This is a genomic window from Flavobacterium sp. xlx-214 (assembly GCF_013874595.1).
Classification (GTDB): Bacteria; Bacteroidota; Bacteroidia; order Flavobacteriales; family Flavobacteriaceae; genus Flavobacterium.
This window is the reverse complement of sequence record NZ_CP059431.1, coordinates 78784-95406: the sequence shown is the minus strand read 5'-3', so window position 1 is coordinate 95406 and position 16623 is coordinate 78784. Positions and strand designations below refer to the sequence as shown.

The window sequence follows — 16623 nt, the reverse complement described above, 5'->3', positions numbered from 1 at the left end:
AAGCTAAACTAATGAAGAAAATATTACTGTCAATCGCCTTTTTAGGATTGTTAACTACAAATAGTTTCGCACAACGCAGTCATAAAAACCCAATAGAAACAGGTATAAAAGCAGGTGTAAACATGTCTACCTTTCAAGGAGGAAACACACAAGATTTTAAACCAGGTTTACAAATTGGTGGAACTGTTGAAATTCCGGTATCATATTACAAGAAATTTGCTGTACAAGCAGAATTATTGTATTCTGTACAAGGATATAAAGGTAAAGAGTATGATCAAATTGATTTAGAAACAAGTAAAGTAACAGAAACATTAAAGTTAGAAGATGTTACCATGCATTATTTATATGTGCCTATTACATTAAAATATTATGTTAGCGACAATTTTTCGATTGAAGTAGGAGGTCAGGTAGGATATATGTTAGATGCTAAAGGACAATTTGATGCTAACAAATACAACACAGCTCGTGAGTATTTATACTTAACAGATCCTAGATATCATGAGTCTTTTTCTCAGTTAGATAAAGCTTTATTTGAAGCAGGGTATAGAAGCAAAGATCCAAAAGATTATTATGAAAAGCTTGATTATGGTATAAACGGTGGTTTTTCATATTATATGAAAAGTGGTGTTTATTTAAACTTCCGTTACTATTTAGGTTTACAAGATATTTATAAAAAGGATAATGAGTACAGAAAAATTATTATTCCAGATGCTAGTCCAGAACTTGCTAAAGAAATATCTTATATGAATGATAATTTAAAGTTTGCTCCTTTAACTAATTCTTCTGTTCAGTTATCAATAGGTTACAAGTTTTAAGAAATAGTTTTTAATATATAATAAAAAAACCACCTTTTAAAGGTGTTTTTTTTTGTTTAAAAAAAAATTATAAAATGCTAAACGTTTTTGAGTTTTTAACTTCTTTAATAACAAAAGAACTGTGTGTACTTTGTACTTCTTCCATTGTAGTTAATTTTGAAATCATAAACTCACGATAAGCCTCCATATCTTGTACTCCAATTTTTAAAATATAATCAAATTCACCACTTACATTAAAGCATTCAACAATTTCAGGAATGGCGTTTACCTTGTTTTCAAACTTTAAGATAGCGTCTTTTGAGTGTGATTTTATTTTAATATGAGCAATAGCCATAAAATTGCGATTAATTTTTTCTTTATTAATAACAGCAACATAATCTGTTATAATATTTTGTTTTTCTAGCTTTTTAACACGCTCATAAACAGCTGTAGTTGATAAATCTAATTGATCAGCTAATTCTTTTGTAGTTTGCTTACAATTTTTTTGTAGTAGTTCAATTAATTTATAATCTATGTGATCTATTTTCATAATAAAGGTGAATAAATGTTAGTGTTTTTTTTAAATTTCCGTAATTTTTTTTTAAATATAACTGTTTTTAAAATTTATTTTCTGTGCATAAAGATTACCTTTTGTTAAAATATTAAATGTAATTATATTTAGATACAAAATGAATAAAAAACTAATAAACTATGCATAAGCCAGCAAATAAAATTCAAGATTTACAGTTTTTTGGAGAATTTGGAGGGGTAAATCCATCAATTTCCGATTCTTCTACATATACATTTCTTTCAGCAAAGAGCATGTTTGATACATTTGAAGGAAATACCGATGGTTGTTATTTATATAGTCGTCATAGTTCACCATCCAATTTGTATTTAAGCTCAGCTTTAGCTCAAATGGAAAATACAGAGGCGGCTAATGTTACAGCTTCTGGTATGGGGGCTATTACAGCTACATTAATGCAATTATGTAAAAAAGGAGATCACATCATTTCTAGTCGAACTATTTACGGAGGAACCTATGCTTTTTTAAAGAATTTTTTTCCAGATTATGGTGTTGATATTGATTTTGTTGATATTACCAATCTTCAAAAAATAGCGTCTTTAATAAATGTAAATACTAAAGTTATCTATTTAGAAACGGTAAGTAATCCTTTATTAGAGGTGGCTGATATTAAAGCTATTTCGGAGTTAGCTAAGCAAAAAAATATTAAAGTAGTGGTTGATAATACTTTTTCGCCTTTAAGTGTTACTCCAGTAAATTTAGGTGCAGATATTGTAATTCATAGCTTAACTAAGTACATTAACGGAAGTAGTGATACAGTTGGTGGGGTAATATGTGCTTCACAAGAGTTTATTAACGATTTAAAAAATGTAAATAAAGGCGCTTGTATGCTTTTGGGAGCAACTATGGATAGTTTACGCTCTTCAAGTATTCTAAAAAATATGCGAACATTGCATTTACGTATGAAACAGCATAGTTTAAATGCTGCTTATTTGGCTAATGCTTTTCAAGAAATTGGAGTTAAAACAGTATATCCAGGTTTAGCATCGCATCCTTCTCATGAAATTTTTAAAGGAATGTATAATGAAGAATTTGGATTTGGCGGGATGTTAACAATTGATGTAGGTTCATTAGAAAAAGCAAATGCTGTTATGGAATTAATGCAAGATAGAAATGTTGGATATTTAGCAGTAAGTTTAGGTTTTTATAAAACCTTGTTTAGCGCGCCAGGAACTTCAACATCTTCAGAAATTCCTGCTGATGAGCAAAAAGAAATGGGACTATCTGATGGATTAATACGATTTTCTATTGGTTTAGATAATGATATTTCTAGAACTTTTGAAATAATGAAAGCGTGTTTAGTAGATTTAAAAGTAATATAAAAAAGAAGCCAATTGGCTTCTTTTTTATTATTGAAATATGTTTAGATAAATTCTAAAATGCGTTCTAAGGCCATTCCTCGTGATCCTTTAATTAGAAGTACTGAATGAGTTAATGTGTTTTTAGAGATGGTTTTAGTAAAATCTTCTAATGTTTTGAAATAAGTTGCGTTTTCACAATCAAGTTTACTTTCGTAAAAATGATCTCCAATAAAAATGGTTTTTATTTTTGTTTTATTTGCTTCTTCAATAATATGTTTATGCTCTTTTGTAGACTCATTTCCTAGTTCAAACATATCACCAAGAATCATTATTTTGTTATCTTCTTGTAATTGATTAAAATTTTGAATAGCTACTTGCATACTGCTAGGATTGGCATTATAGGCATCTAATAAAATTTTGTTTGAATTTAATTCAGTCCATTGAGAGCGATTATTTTGCGGCACATAAGACTCTATAGCTTCTTTTATTGTTTGGATTGGAATGTTAAAGAAAAGTCCTGCAGTAATAGCAAATGCAATATTAGGAATATTATAAACTCCGGTTAAATTACTTTGAATAGTTATATTTTGCACAGTTAAACTTGCCATTGGTTGTGCAAGTGCATTGCTTATTTGTACATTGGCTAATGAGTTATTTTGCATACTAAAGCCAAAACGTTTCATGTTTTTGGTTTTTTCAACCTGTAAAGGGTCATCAAAATTCACAAAAACTTGTTTGCTTTGTTCTTTTATGAAAGTATACATTTCACTTTTTCCTTTTACAACACCTTCAAATCCACCAAAACCTTCTAAATGAGCTAATCCAAAATTGGTTATATAACCAAAATCTGGATCTGCTATTTTACAAAGATCTTCAATTTCTCCCTGATGATTGGCTCCCATTTCAATAATACCTAAATCAGTTTCATCTGTTAAGCGTAACAAAGTTAAAGGAACACCAATATGATTGTTTAAGTTGCCAATAGTTGCAATGGTGTTGTAGTGCTTTTGTAATACAGTAAAAAGAAGTTCTTTACTTGTGGTTTTTCCGTTGCTGCCTGTTAATGCAATAAGAGGTAACCCTATATGAAATCTATGATATGAAGCTAGTTCTTGTAAACATTCCAAAACATCTGAAACAAAAATAAGACGGTTGTTTTCAAGTTTCTTTAATGCTTTATTATCAACAACTGCGTAAGCTGCTCCTTTTTCAAGGGCTTGTAATGCAAAATCGTTTGCATCAAAATGTTCGCCTTTTAAGGCAAAAAACATACTGTTTTCTTCTATTTTTCGTGTGTCGGTACTTACACCGTTGCATCCGCTATATAACTTGTAAAGTTCGTGTATTTCCATAGATCAAAAATAAAAAAAAAGTCCCAAAAAGGGACTTTTTATAATGAAGAATATTGAAATTAACCTCTTGCTTTTTTCTTAGCATTCGATTTTGTATTACCTACTTTTGTCATTGCATTTCTGAATCCTACAAAGTCAGATGCTGAATATTGATCAATGAATCTACGAGTTGCTGGGTCTAACCAATAAGCTCTATCTCTCCATGAACCACCTTTAATAACACGTGAGTTGTTGTTGATTAAAGTTGTTCTTGTTACATCATCTAATGTATAAGATAAATTACCATCGGCATCATATACAGCTTTATCTGTTGGTGCATTGTACATTCTAGTTGAGTTATTACCTTGCTTAGCTTTTTCAAAGTTATCACCGTCATTATAAGAAATACTGTTGTTACCTTGGAAGTTACGTCTTTGGAAACTATCTTGAAGTTCAAGAGATTCTTTTTGTACTTGCCCAGGTAATGCACGTGGGTGTAATTTACCATTTGGTAAAGTATCATATTCAATATTAGTACTTACAATTTGTACAGTACCATCTGGTCCAATAACACTTTTGTTGTAAACATTTCCACGGAAATAGTTCATGTCATTAACATCAGAAGAAATTTCAGGACGGTAAACATCCGCTACCCATTCTGCAACGTTACCTGCCATGTCATATAATCCCCAATCATTTGGAGGGAAAGATTTTACAGCAGTTGTAATTTCACCAGCATCAGTAGACCAACCTGCAATACCGCCGTAATCACCGCGACCTTGTTTGAAGTTAGCTACATAATCACCTTTTGTTCTTCTTGAGTTTGTACGAACATCATCAGAACCCCAAGGGTATTTATTTCTACCTTGTTGATTGTTATAAATACGATCTGATTTTCTTACACTAGCTGCATATTCCCACTCAGCCTCTGTAGGTAAACGGAATTCTGCAGAGAAAATACCGTATTCCATTTTAGCATAAACACCAGTTTGTCCTGCTTTAGCACGGTTTTTAACACCTTTAAATACAATACTGTCATTACCAGCATATGCTTTTGTAGGTGCGTTTAGGTAAGTACCAGTAGAGAAAGATTGCTCACCGTATGCTTTATCTGTTTTAGCGCCTTTAGCTATATAACCTGCACGCTCTAAGTTTAATTCGTTTACACGATCAGTTCTCCATTTAGAGAAGTCGTTTGCTTGCAACCATGAAACTCCAACTACAGGATAGTTAGCGTAAGCAGGGTGACGCAAATATGTGTTGGTTAACGTTTCTGTAAAACCTAATTGATTACGCCAAACCAAAGAATCAGGCAAAGCAGCAGAGTAAATCTGGCTGTAACGCGCTTCTGTAGGAGGGTAAACGGCTTTTGTCCACGTTAAATATTCATTGTACATAAGGTTAGTAACCTCTGTTTCATCCATATAAAACGATTGTACATATTGTTGTGTAGCACTGTTGTTCCAGTCGCCCATAACATCATCTTGTACGCGCCCCATGGTAAATGTACCACCTTCAATAGCAACCATACCGTAAGGTACTTCTGTGCCATCGTATGACGTGTTATATTGGAAACCGCCTTTTTTGTCGTTTATTTTCCAGCCTGTTGCTGATGACGTACCTGCATTGCTGTTTCCACAACTTGTTAGTCCAATTGACGCTGCCATTACAGCAATCAATTGTAGTGTCATAATTTTATTAATCTTCATTGTTAAAGTAGGTAATAAATTTCGTTGCAATATAATAATTAGCTTTTGATTAACAATATCAAATTTAAAAATATTTAAAAAAAACTTAAAAAATGAGAAATATTAAACTCTTCACTACGTTTTGATGTTGAATGTAATTATTTTAATTATTTTTATCAAATTATTCATGAATTATTTATTTATCAGTTAATGAAAAGATTCGTACCTATTTTTACCTTATTTACAAGTTTGGTAGTAAATGCGCAAACAAAGAATGTTCAATTACAATGGGCAGATCAAAACTTTTTGTTGAGTAATGAAACTTCTTTTTTTGTACCAGGTTTTCAATCTGAGTATTTTTCGTTTCATGTTCCAACAAAAACGGTGCAGGCAAAAGTGATTGTGAAAAATGTACAAGGCAATTCGGTTCGTATAGTATCGCAGAACTCTCAAGCTGTTGATTTGTCTAAATATAAAGATATCAATCAAAAAAATATTGCTTCTAGTATTAATCCGCAAATTCAATTATTTACTAATAAAGGAGAAACTAGTGCAATAATTACTTTTAATCCTATTATTAAAGAAGGAAGTGGTTATTCTAAAATAAATTCAATTGTTTTTGAAGTACTTGGTAATAAGGATGAAGTTAAAGATGAACCTGTTTTTACTGTTACTAATTCGGTACTTGCTCAAGGAAATTGGTTTCGATTTAAAGTAAATGAAACAGGCGTTTATAGATTAGATAAAAACTTTTTAACGCAATTAGGTGTTCCTGCGGATGTTGATCCTAGAACTATTAAGGTATACGGATATGGTGGTGATATGATGCCTTTGGCAAATAGTTTAAATAGAAATTTTGATTTACCAGAAGTAGCTATTCAAATGCAAGGTGAGCAAGATGGTGTTTTAAACGATAATGATTTTGCTCTTTTCTATGCGGTTGGTACTAAAGGATGGAGTGCAGAAAATGCAACACATTTAAATTTATATAGTAACGATGCGTTTTATTATGTTACATATGGTAATGGTAGTGGTAAGCGCATGCAAAATTATATAGAACCTACTGCGGCTGCAACTATTACTTATAACGATTATATAGCACGTGCTTACCATGAAGAAGACAAAAAAAATATTGCTCAGTTAAGTAGAAAGTGGTTTGGTGAAGATTTTGGAAATAGTTTTCAATTGCCATTTACCTTACAAACACCGCTCTTGAATTCTAGTAAACCAGCAAAAATTGGTGTTAATTTAGCAGCAATATCCAATACAATAACCAATTTTGGTATTTCATTAAATAATCAAAGTATAGGAAACCAATCTGTTGAAGCTAAAAGTGGAGACATTTTAGCTTATGAGGCATATTTTTCTAAACAACAATCGTTAAATTCTGAAACACAATCTTTTCAGATTAATTTTAATAACAATGGGGTACCTTCTTCAAAAGGATATGTTGATTTTATAGCTATTGATTATTATAAACATTTAGCAGGTTATAATAAACAGTTTGGGTTTAATTTTACTGATGCTGTAACACAAGTAGGAACTGGAATGTTTCAAATTAATAACGCCCAGGCTATTAGCCAGGTTTGGGATGTAACAAATCGTTATGAGCCTACTTATAAAACAAATACGAATACAAACTTTTCTCTTAAAATACCATTGGGCGAGTTAAGACAGTTTGTTGCAGTTGATCAAAATGATATTTATTTGCCAACAGCAGTAGCAAATGCTAGAATAGCTAACCAAGATTTAAAAGGTACTCTTTTTGCAAATGGAAATGTAGATTATATCATTATTACTAATAATCAGTTTTTAGCTGCAGCTAATCGTTTGGCTAATTTGCATCGTGCTAAGAGTAATCTAAATGTAAAAGTAGTGCCTTTGGAGGCTATTTATAATGAGTTTTCATCAGGACAACAAGATATTGTAGCAGTTAGAAATTTTATTAGATATGCATATCATGCAGGCAATCAAACATTAAAATATGTTAATATGTTTGGTGACGCTTCTACTGATTATAAATCTGCAAATGATTATTTGGTTCCTATTTATCATTACTTGTATAACGATTTATCTACATCTTCATCATCAAACTTTCATACAGTTTATACATTTGCAACAGATGATTTCTATGCATTACTGGATGATAAAGAAATAATTGGTTCACCTGATATCATTGGTTTGGATGTTGCCATTGGGCGCATTCCTGTTAATTCGCAGCAACAAGCTAATGCAATGGTAGATAAAATTGAACAATACTTGAGTAATGATAATTCAGGTCGCTGGAAAAACGTTTATACAGCGTTGGCAGATGATGTTGATTCTGCTAACGATCCAGTATTGCAAATGGCTTTAAATGATATGGTAGATGAATTGATTACTTATAAACCCTATTTTAATGTAAAAAAGATTTTAGCTGATTCTTATCAACAACAAGTAGTTGCAGGTGGACCTCGTTATCCTAAGGCAAAAGAGGATTTTATTAGTAGCATTAATAGTGGTAGCTTGTTGGTTAATTATTTAGGACATGGTTCTGAAACTACATTAGGAGGTGAGCGTTATTTTGAAATTCCCGATATCGATAAGTTAAATAATAAAGGGAAATATCCATTGTTTACTATTATGACGTGTGATTTTACTCGTTTCGATGATCCTACTCAAGAATCAGGAGGCGAGCGTTTATTTTTACGTGAAAATGCAGGCGCTATCGGAATTTTTGCAACAAACAGGAAAATTTTTATTTCTAATGCAAATGAATATACAAAACTGGTATCACGTTGGTTATTTGACTATGATAATAATTTGCCTAACGTTTCAATGGCGGAAGCTTTAAGATTAACTAAAAATGATAGAGTAGGGCAACAGGCTTTGGTTTCTTTTGTAGGTGATCCAGCATTAAAATTAGCTATGCCTAAAACAGATGTTGTTATTACACATGTTAATAATGAATCATTAGAAAGTTTTACTGGTAGTTTGCGTGCTTTAGATCGCATCAAGCTAAAAGGACAAGTAACTACTGAAAATGGTCAAATAATCAGTAATTTTAATGGTGATTTAGCCCTTCAATTATTTGATAAAAATCAAGGAAAAGTTACTCTGGTTAATGATGGTGTTGGAGATCCTTTGAGTTTTACTACATTAGGAGAAACCGTTTTTAGAGGTAATGCAACTGTAACAAACGGTGTTTTTGAAATTGAATTTGTTGTTCCTAAAGATATTAAAATTGCTGTAGGTGAGGGGAAAGCAAGTTTTTATGCAACAAAAGAAGGTGCCGTTTTAGATGATTATACAGGTGCAAATACTACTTTAAAAATTGGTGGTGTAAATGAAAATGCTGCCGAAGATAATAAAGCACCGCAAATAAAGTTGTTTATGAACGACGAAACTTTTATCTCAGGTGGAATTACAAATAATGCACCCTTATTTTTAGCTCATTTAGAAGATGAAAATGGTATGAATACAGCCAGCGGAATAGGGCATGATATGGTTGCTATTTTAGATGGTGATGAAAATAATCCGTTTGTTATGAACGAGTTTTATGAAACAGAGCCTAACAACTTTATGAAAGGTTTTATCAACTATCCGTTTAGCAATTTAAAAGAAGGTTTGCATACTATTACATTTAAAGCTTGGGATGTATACAATAATTTAGCTACTGCTACGTTAGACTTTGTAGTAACATCGTCTAGCGATTTACAATTAGATAAAGTTCTTAATTATCCAAACCCTTTTGTTGACTATACCGAATTTTGGTTTCAACACAATCGTCCGCATGAACCGTTACAAGTTCAGGTGCAAATTTTAACCGTGTCAGGGAAAATCGTAAAAACAATTAATCAAACAGTTGTTTCAGACGGATTTTTATCACGTGAAATTATTTGGGATGGTCGTGATGATTTTGGAGATAGAATAGGTAAAGGGGTTTATATCTATAAGTTAAAAGTTAAATCAACTGTTTCTGGGCAACAAGCAGAAAAAATAGAAAAATTAGTTATCTTGTAGTTTAAAGGATTTTATCAAACTAATTTTTATATTTGTTTAATATAATAAAACATAAATGAAAAAAATTTCAATAGCAGTTGTTTGTTTATTGGTGGGTAAAGCAACATACGCACAACAAGAATTGCCAATGCCAGATGGTACGCCTTTGTCATATAATCCGGCAATTACAACGGGAGTTTCTTTTTTAACCATAACACCTGATGCACGTTCTGGTGGTCTTGGTGATATGGGAGTAGCTACCACAGCTGATGCTTTTTCTCAATTCTATAACCCTGCAAAATATGCATTTGCTGAAAAGCAACAAGGTTTTGCTTTGTCATATACTCCGTATATGTCTAGTATAGCTAGTGATATTTCGTTAATGGGAATGAGTTATTATAACCGTATGAATGAGCGTAGTGCAATTGGTGCTAGTTTGCGTTATTTTACACTTGGTGAAATTAATCTTACCAATCAAACGGGTGAGTTTCAAGGGGTAGAAAAGCCAAACGAGTTTTCTGTTGATATATCATACAGTATTAAACTTTCAGATCATTTCTCTATGGCAGTTGCGGGACGTTATATCAGTTCTAACTTAAAATTAAGAGGCGATGGTGAAACAGCAGCAAGTACATTTGCGGTAGATTGGGCAGGTTTTTATGAAAGTGATCGTATGTCAATGGGTAATTCAGAAGGTAGATTACGTGCTGGCTTTAATTTTCAAAACATGGGACCAAAAGTGAGTTATACCGGAGATAGCAATTATTCAAGTAATATACCAACAACTTTGCGTTTAGGTTTGGGATATGATTTTATCTTAGACAATTATAATACAGTTACCGTTTACGGAGAAACTACTAAATTATTAGTTCCTTCAAATTTACAACCTACTTTTAGAGATGCTAATGGAAATGGTAAATACGATGCAGGTGAGGAAGTAAATTCTCGTAGACAAGAATACCGTGATATAGGTTGGTTTTCAGGAATGTTTAAATCTTTTGGTGATGCGCCAGGTGGATTTGGAGAGGAAATGCGTGAGTTTACATGGTCTTTAGGTGGTGAGTATTGGTATCAAAATTCTTTTGCTTTCCGTTTAGGATACTTTAATGAGGCTGAAGATAAAGGAGCTCGTAAATTTGCAACTTTAGGTGCTGGTTTTAAATACAATATTGTTAATATTGATGTTTCTTATCTTTTTGCAACAGGTAAAGTTAAAAACCCATTAGAAAATACCTTACGTTTTTCTTTAACGTTTAACTTTGGTAGAGATTATTTTAAAAACTAATAGCATATAATGTATAAATAAAAATCCAAACGGTAAAATGTTTGGATTTTTTGTCTGTATTTATGAAAAAAATAGTAGTAGAAACCACATTTACATCGTTCAATTCTATTGATGATTTACCTGAGAATATTCAAAAATTAATGCATGCCGCTATAAAAGCAAGAAATACTGCCTATGCACCTTATTCAAATTTTCAGGTAGGCGCTGCCGTTTTATTAGGTAATAATGAAATAGTTTTAGGATCCAATCAAGAAAATGCAGCATATCCTTCGGGTTTGTGTGCAGAAAGAACAGCCGTATTTTCAGCTGGAGCTAATTATCCAAATGAAAAAATAATCAGTATTTGTATTTCAGGATCATCTGTTTTAAAAGAAACCGCACAGCCTATTCCGCCATGTGGCGCTTGCAGACAATCATTATTAGAGTACGAAAATAAGCAAGGAACTAATATTGATGTTTATTTTATGGGCAAAAAAGGTGAGATTATTCAATCAAATTCAATAAAAAATCTTTTACCATTTATCTTTAAAGAAGATAGTTTATAAAGAAATAGCATTACTAAAAATCATTTTATACTTTTGAAAAAGTAAAGAAATTCTTTTATGATAAATACAATTTGCTGCATTGGCGCTGGATATGTAGGAGGTCCTACAATGGCTGTTATTGCATTAAAAAATCCTCATATTAAAGTTACAGTAGTTGATGTAAATGAAGCACGTATCAATGCTTGGAATGCTGAAAATCTTGATTTATTACCTGTATATGAACCAGGTTTACAAGAAATCATAGCTGAAGTTCGTGGCAAAAATTTGTTTTTTAGTACGCAAGTAGATCAAGCCATTCAAGAAGCTGATATGATTTTTATATCAGTAAATACACCTACCAAAACATATGGTGAAGGTAAAGGGATGGCAGCCGATTTAAAATATATTGAATTGTGTGCTCGACAAATTGCGCAAGTGGCTACATCCAATAAAATTGTGGTTGAAAAATCTACATTACCTGTACGTACTGCTTCTACGTTAAAAAGTATTTTAAAGCAAACTCAAAATAATGTAAAGTTTGAAATTTTATCAAACCCTGAATTTTTAGCCGAAGGAACTGCTGTAAGCGATTTATTGCAACCTGATAGAGTGTTAATTGGAGGTGATTATCACACAAATGAAGGTCAAGAGGCTATAAATGCGTTAAAAAGTGTTTATGCTTCTTGGGTTTCAAAAGACCGTATTTTAACGACCAATATTTGGTCTAGTGAATTGTCTAAATTAACTGCCAATGCTTTTTTAGCGCAAAGGATATCTTCTATAAATGCAATGTCGGCTATTTGTGAAGTTACCGAAGCAAATGTTGATGAAGTAGCTTATGCCATTGGAAAGGATTCTAGAATTGGTGAAAAGTTTTTAAAGGCATCTGTTGGTTTTGGTGGATCTTGTTTTCAAAAAGATATTCTTAACTTGGTATACATTGCAAAATCATTTGGATTAAATGAGGTAGCAGATTATTGGGAACAAGTAATTTTGATGAATAACTATCAAAAAAAGCGCTTTGTGCAAACCATGGTAAAGCAAATGTTTAATACTGTTGCTGAAAAAAAGATGGTTTTATTAGGGTGGGCTTTTAAGAAAGATACCAATGATACAAGAGAATCTGCAGCAATTTATGTAGCGCACTATTTATTAGAAGAGCAAGCAAATCTACATATTTACGATCCTAAAGTAACCGCTCAGAAAATTTTTACCGATTTAGAACAAATAACAGGATTACCTCAGGATGTGTTAGAAACCAAAATAACAATACATACTAGTTTAGATACTATTTTTTCTAAGGCACATGCAGTTGTTATTTTAACTGAATGGGATGAATTTAAAAGTTACAATTGGAAAGAAATTAAACAAGAAATGTTACAGCCTGCATTTGTTTTTGATGGAAGAAATATTTTAAAAACGGAAGAAATGACCAATTTAGGTTTCTTATATCAAGGAATAGGAAAATAATTTTATTTCTAAATAGTTGATATTTAAAAGAGTATTTTTTTTACAGTAAAAAGTTGCTAAAAATGTTGCAAATATGGAGAAAGTTACACTATATTTGCATCAGTAAAAAAATCAAAAAGACGTTCTCAAAATAGAAAAATAAAATTTAAAATTCATTAGGAATTAAAAATAAAATTTCTTTATTTTGCATCGTAATAAAAAGGGCGATTAGCTCAGCTGGTTCAGAGCACCTCGTTTACACCGAGGGGGTCGGGGGTTCGAACCCCTCATCGCCCACAATAAAAAAAGACTGTAATTATTATTACAGTCTTTTTTTGTTTTTAAAGGATAACTAGTTATCCTTTAAAAACAATTCTATTTGAGTAACCAACTCTTTTAAACCAATATCTTTATTGTTGATTTTTTGAGCTTGTTTATAATAGTTTAAAGCATTGTTATAAACTGCTTTTTTACTTTCCATTAATTCGTTGCGCTTTTTGTTTGAAGAAGTAGTATTTGGCAATGCGTTTATTTTATTTGTAATATCAGCATCTTTTATATAAATAAAAAAAATCAACCAAAGTAGGTTGATCAAAAAAAGGCAAGCGACCTACATCGCACCGCTACAACCACATACCTTTGCTGCGTTCCCACCCTGGAGGAGTCTGCAGGAGCTGGTCGTGTAGGACTTGCCGTTGCAAATATACAAACAAATTATATTTTAGCAAGCCTTTTGCGAAATTAAAAAAGGTTTGTATACTTGTAGTATAAATTTATCAACCAATGAAAAAATATAAATATCTAACAGTCTTTGCTTTATCGCTTTTGTTTGTTACTTGCAACGATGATAAAAAAAATGAAAATAGTTCTGTTTTAATTGATACAACGCAGCTAAAACAGACTTATAGCTTAAATGAACCTATTGTTTTGCAATTAAAAGATGATAAGAATACTGGATTTGATTCAGTTCAATATTTTATCAATGATGTAAAAATTGGTTCTGTAAAAGCAAATGATGCTTTAAAATTCAATTTAAACAATCAAAAATACGGATCTCAAAATATAAAAGCGGTTGCATATAAAGGTAAAGATACTTTTGAAGCTACAAGCCAAGTGAATATTTTTACAGATGTTACACCGGCAATTTATACCTATACTATTGTAAATACGTATCCGCATGATATAAAAGCGTACACTCAGGGATTAGAGTTCTATGGCGATATTTTAATTGAAAGTACGGGTAATGGCGAAGGAATAGGAACGCGTACTAGAGGTAAATCTAGTATTCGTAAAGTAAATCCTAAAACTGGCGAAGTTGTAAAAATAAAAGAATTGGATGATACTATTTTTGGAGAAGGCGCTACCGTTTTAAATAATAAGTTGTATCAATTAACGTATCAAAATCATGAAGGATATGTTTACAACATAGATACCTTTGAAAAAGAGCAAACATTGCCTTATTTTCAAAAAATGGAAGGTTGGGGATTAACTAATGATGGTACGCATTTATTTATGACGGATGGAACTGATAAAGTTTATAAATTAGATCCTGCTACGTTTAAAAAAGTGGATTATTTCACTGTTTCATTAACTGATAGAACTGTTCCAAGTGTAAACGAATTAGAATGGGTAAACGGCGAAATTTATGCTAATTTCTATGGACAAGATGCAATCGGGATTTTTAAACCAGATGGTACTGTTGTTGCCGTTATTGATATGAGCGATTTAAAAAGCAAAGTTACCCAACATCCTGATTTAGATGTTTTGAACGGTATTGCTTATAATAAAAAGACAAATACTTTCTTTGTTACAGGAAAGAACTGGGACAAGATGTTTGAAATAAAAATTAATAAATAATTTTAATACTGAGATTATTTTATAATGTTATATAAAGAGATAAAAAAAGCTTCAATATTTAAGCTTTTTTTATCTCTTTATAAATTTAATTGACTGAGTTGCGTTATTAGTTTCTATATGTAATATATATATTCCTGAGCTTAAGTTAGCAACATTAATTTCTTTTAAAGCAGATTTCTGATGAAGGACTTTTTTACCATTAGCAGTATAGATAGAAAATGAACTATTTTCAACCAAAGAATCCTCACATTCTATATACAAAATATCGGATACAGGATTAGGGTAAATGCTAAATTTTTGATCTTCAGAATTTTCTTTAATATTTAATGTTTTAGCTATAAAGAAGCCTGTAAAATTTCCCCAAAAACCTCCAGCCGCATTTCCTCCTAACGATTCGTTAGAAGTAGAGAATGGGCTATTAATGCTTGAATTTGCAATAGAATATCCGTATACAAAATAACCGCTTTTTGTTGCAAATGTTACGCCATTGTCATTAGCATCAAAACCATAGAAAGAACCATACTTTAAAGATTTTCCATCATTTGAGATAATTGAGGAATAAACATCTGTTTTTCCACCATGTGTAGATTGGTAAGCGTTTGGTGTTGTTATTTTATTAATATTTGGATTGGTAACATCCATGTTTGCGCTTAGAAGTAAATCATTTTGCGCTGTTTTAAGTAAGCAATCACCCGCATACAAATATGTTGTCCAAGCTCTTGTTCCATCACCATTAAATTTTGTTAAAGTATTATTGGTGTCACCATAGGGAGGGTTAACTAGATATATATTGGCAGTGCTGACTTTCTTTTGATTGTTAAAGAATTGAGATTTGTTTTCTGTTAATATGTAAGCATCATTACCAATTGTTACTAAAGACTGAGGGTAACCGTAATAAGTATCTATTGGTGCTTTGCTTATTTCTTGCCCAAAATAAGTACTCCAAAGTCTTTTACCGTTAAATCCGAACTTAGACAAGAATACTGTTGAAATATCATTAACAAAAGAAATTCCACTTGGAAATTCCTGAAAACAACCTTTAGTGCTAAAATATTTATTTGATGTATCTACTCCTTTATAACTGCCATATACATATAATCCATCGGCCCCTGCTGCAATACTATTAATTTCAGAATCAGAACTACAATAAAAGGTGCTCCAAATGTGTTTTCCATTAGAACTCATTTTACTTATAACTTCTTGATACGGACTAGTTGATGTGTTACCTGTATTTTGAAAGTAAGAAGGTGATAGTACATCATTTTTGTCTCTTTCGTTTAATACATAAATGTCATTATTTACATCAACCGCAAGACTTTTTTTACCTTGACTTAAGTGATGAAAGTAAGTAAACCATAATAATGTACCATTAGAATCTAACTTTGCAATAAATGAATAACCACTAAAATGACCTATTATTGGTATTGAACTATAAGTTCCCAAAGTTCCTAAATCAGGGTTTTGTGTTCTACCACTTACTATTAAATTATTGTTGTTATCAAATTTTAAATTCTCAACAATTACAATATTTTTGTAAGGGTTTAAATGTGTCTGTGGAAATCTGTAAAATAAATTTGTAGTACCATTGTCTTTATTGTGAACATAAATTTCTCCAAAAGTTAATCCTGCAATTTCTCTTACATGATACAATTCATTTGTATCTAGTCTAGGTTCAGCAATTCTCAGTCTAGGTGTGTTTAGAGAACCACTTCCCCAGGTTCTATCAAATAATGCTTGAGAAAACAAATTAGAGGAAGCAAGAATTAAGAGTATAAAAGTAAAATTCTTTATCATAATGGTATATTTTATTGTTATAAATATATAAAA

The 16623-nt window shown here is 31.5% G+C and carries 12 protein-coding genes, 1 tRNA gene and 1 other RNA gene; 8 read left to right on the top strand and 6 right to left on the bottom strand.

The window, feature by feature from the left end; translation table 11 throughout:
• Window positions 1-11: 11 nt before the first annotated feature.
• Window positions 12-815, top strand: coding sequence for a porin family protein (locus H1R17_RS00455; protein WP_163430488.1), 804 nt, complete (start codon window positions 12-14; stop codon window positions 813-815).
• 67 nt (window positions 816-882) lie between these two features.
• Here H1R17_RS00455 and H1R17_RS00450 read toward each other — a convergent pair whose 3' ends face one another.
• The gene (locus tag H1R17_RS00450; protein ID WP_163430489.1) at window positions 883-1344 is read right to left on the bottom strand and encodes an Lrp/AsnC family transcriptional regulator; all 462 of its coding nucleotides are present in this window, start codon (window positions 1342-1344) and stop codon (window positions 883-885) included.
• A 161-nt stretch (window positions 1345-1505) separates the two neighbouring features.
• On the opposite strand from H1R17_RS00450, the gene H1R17_RS00445 reads away from it, so the two are divergent.
• Window positions 1506-2702 (top strand): aminotransferase class I/II-fold pyridoxal phosphate-dependent enzyme, encoded by a 1197-nt coding sequence (locus H1R17_RS00445; RefSeq protein ID WP_163430490.1) that lies wholly within the window; start codon window positions 1506-1508, stop codon window positions 2700-2702.
• A gap of 41 nt (window positions 2703-2743) precedes the next feature.
• Here H1R17_RS00445 and murF read toward each other — a convergent pair whose 3' ends face one another.
• Together murF and gldJ are read right to left on the bottom strand one after the other, a co-directional pair.
• Window positions 2744-4033, bottom strand: coding sequence for a UDP-N-acetylmuramoyl-tripeptide--D-alanyl-D-alanine ligase (gene murF, locus H1R17_RS00440; protein WP_163430491.1), 1290 nt, complete (start codon window positions 4031-4033; stop codon window positions 2744-2746).
• Window positions 4034-4092: 59 nt separating this feature from the next.
• Window positions 4093-5703, bottom strand: a complete 1611-nt coding sequence (gldJ, locus tag H1R17_RS00435) for a gliding motility lipoprotein GldJ (protein WP_163430938.1) — start codon at window positions 5701-5703, stop codon at window positions 4093-4095.
• Window positions 5704-5910: 207 nt separating this feature from the next.
• Between gldJ and porU the strand changes: the two genes are divergently transcribed.
• The 5 genes from porU (at window position 5911) to H1R17_RS00410 (ending at window position 13236) form a co-directional block, all read left to right on the top strand.
• Window positions 5911-9702, top strand: coding sequence for a type IX secretion system sortase PorU (gene porU, locus H1R17_RS00430; RefSeq protein ID WP_163430492.1), 3792 nt, complete (start codon window positions 5911-5913; stop codon window positions 9700-9702).
• A gap of 55 nt (window positions 9703-9757) precedes the next feature.
• Window positions 9758-10966 carry a type IX secretion system outer membrane channel protein PorV gene (gene porV / locus H1R17_RS00425; protein WP_163430493.1) on the top strand — a complete coding sequence of 403 codons (1209 nt, stop codon included), beginning with the start codon at window positions 9758-9760 and terminating at the stop codon, window positions 10964-10966.
• Between the two features lie 62 nt (window positions 10967-11028).
• Window positions 11029-11511, top strand: coding sequence for a cytidine deaminase (gene cdd / locus H1R17_RS00420; RefSeq protein WP_163430494.1), 483 nt, complete (start codon window positions 11029-11031; stop codon window positions 11509-11511).
• A gap of 57 nt (window positions 11512-11568) precedes the next feature.
• Window positions 11569-12960: a nucleotide sugar dehydrogenase gene (locus H1R17_RS00415; RefSeq protein ID WP_163430495.1), complete on the top strand. Its 1392-nt coding sequence runs from the start codon at window positions 11569-11571 to the stop codon at window positions 12958-12960.
• A 201-nt stretch (window positions 12961-13161) separates the two neighbouring features.
• Window positions 13162-13236 (top strand) — tRNA-Val (locus H1R17_RS00410).
• Window positions 13237-13291: 55 nt separating this feature from the next.
• Here the strand turns inward: H1R17_RS00410 and H1R17_RS00405 are convergent.
• Both H1R17_RS00405 and ffs read right to left on the bottom strand, forming a co-directional pair.
• Entirely contained in the window at window positions 13292-13516 is a 225-nt protein-coding gene (locus H1R17_RS00405) for a hypothetical protein (protein ID WP_163430496.1), read from the bottom strand.
• 19 nt (window positions 13517-13535) lie between these two features.
• Window positions 13536-13634, bottom strand: an RNA gene (gene ffs, locus H1R17_RS00400) — signal recognition particle sRNA small type.
• Between the two features lie 88 nt (window positions 13635-13722).
• Here ffs and H1R17_RS00395 point away from each other — a divergent pair.
• The gene (locus H1R17_RS00395) at window positions 13723-14796 is read left to right on the top strand and encodes a glutaminyl-peptide cyclotransferase (RefSeq protein ID WP_163430497.1); all 1074 of its coding nucleotides are present in this window, start codon (window positions 13723-13725) and stop codon (window positions 14794-14796) included.
• A gap of 69 nt (window positions 14797-14865) precedes the next feature.
• On the opposite strand, the gene H1R17_RS00390 is transcribed toward H1R17_RS00395, so the two are convergent.
• Window positions 14866-16590, bottom strand: coding sequence for a T9SS type A sorting domain-containing protein (locus H1R17_RS00390; protein ID WP_163430498.1), 1725 nt, complete (start codon window positions 16588-16590; stop codon window positions 14866-14868).
• Between the last annotated feature and the right edge of the window lie 33 nt (window positions 16591-16623).

What these genes read in the sequence shown, in the direction of transcription:
- H1R17_RS00455 (WP_163430488.1), top strand. Translation starts at nt 12, where the DNA reads ATGAAGAAAATATTACTGTCAATCGCCTTTTTAGGATTGTTAACTACA.
- H1R17_RS00450 (WP_163430489.1), bottom strand. Translation starts at nt 1,344, where the DNA reads ATGAAAATAGATCACATAGATTATAAATTAATTGAACTACTACAAAAA.
- H1R17_RS00445 (WP_163430490.1), top strand. Translation starts at nt 1,506, where the DNA reads ATGCATAAGCCAGCAAATAAAATTCAAGATTTACAGTTTTTTGGAGAA.
- murF (WP_163430491.1), bottom strand. Translation starts at nt 4,033, where the DNA reads ATGGAAATACACGAACTTTACAAGTTATATAGCGGATGCAACGGTGTA.
- gldJ (WP_163430938.1), bottom strand. Translation starts at nt 5,703, where the DNA reads ATGACACTACAATTGATTGCTGTAATGGCAGCGTCAATTGGACTAACA.
- porU (WP_163430492.1), top strand. Translation starts at nt 5,911, where the DNA reads ATGAAAAGATTCGTACCTATTTTTACCTTATTTACAAGTTTGGTAGTA.
- porV (WP_163430493.1), top strand. Translation starts at nt 9,758, where the DNA reads ATGAAAAAAATTTCAATAGCAGTTGTTTGTTTATTGGTGGGTAAAGCA.
- cdd (WP_163430494.1), top strand. Translation starts at nt 11,029, where the DNA reads ATGAAAAAAATAGTAGTAGAAACCACATTTACATCGTTCAATTCTATT.
- H1R17_RS00415 (WP_163430495.1), top strand. Translation starts at nt 11,569, where the DNA reads ATGATAAATACAATTTGCTGCATTGGCGCTGGATATGTAGGAGGTCCT.
- H1R17_RS00395 (WP_163430497.1), top strand. Translation starts at nt 13,723, where the DNA reads ATGAAAAAATATAAATATCTAACAGTCTTTGCTTTATCGCTTTTGTTT.
- H1R17_RS00390 (WP_163430498.1), bottom strand. Translation starts at nt 16,590, where the DNA reads ATGATAAAGAATTTTACTTTTATACTCTTAATTCTTGCTTCCTCTAAT.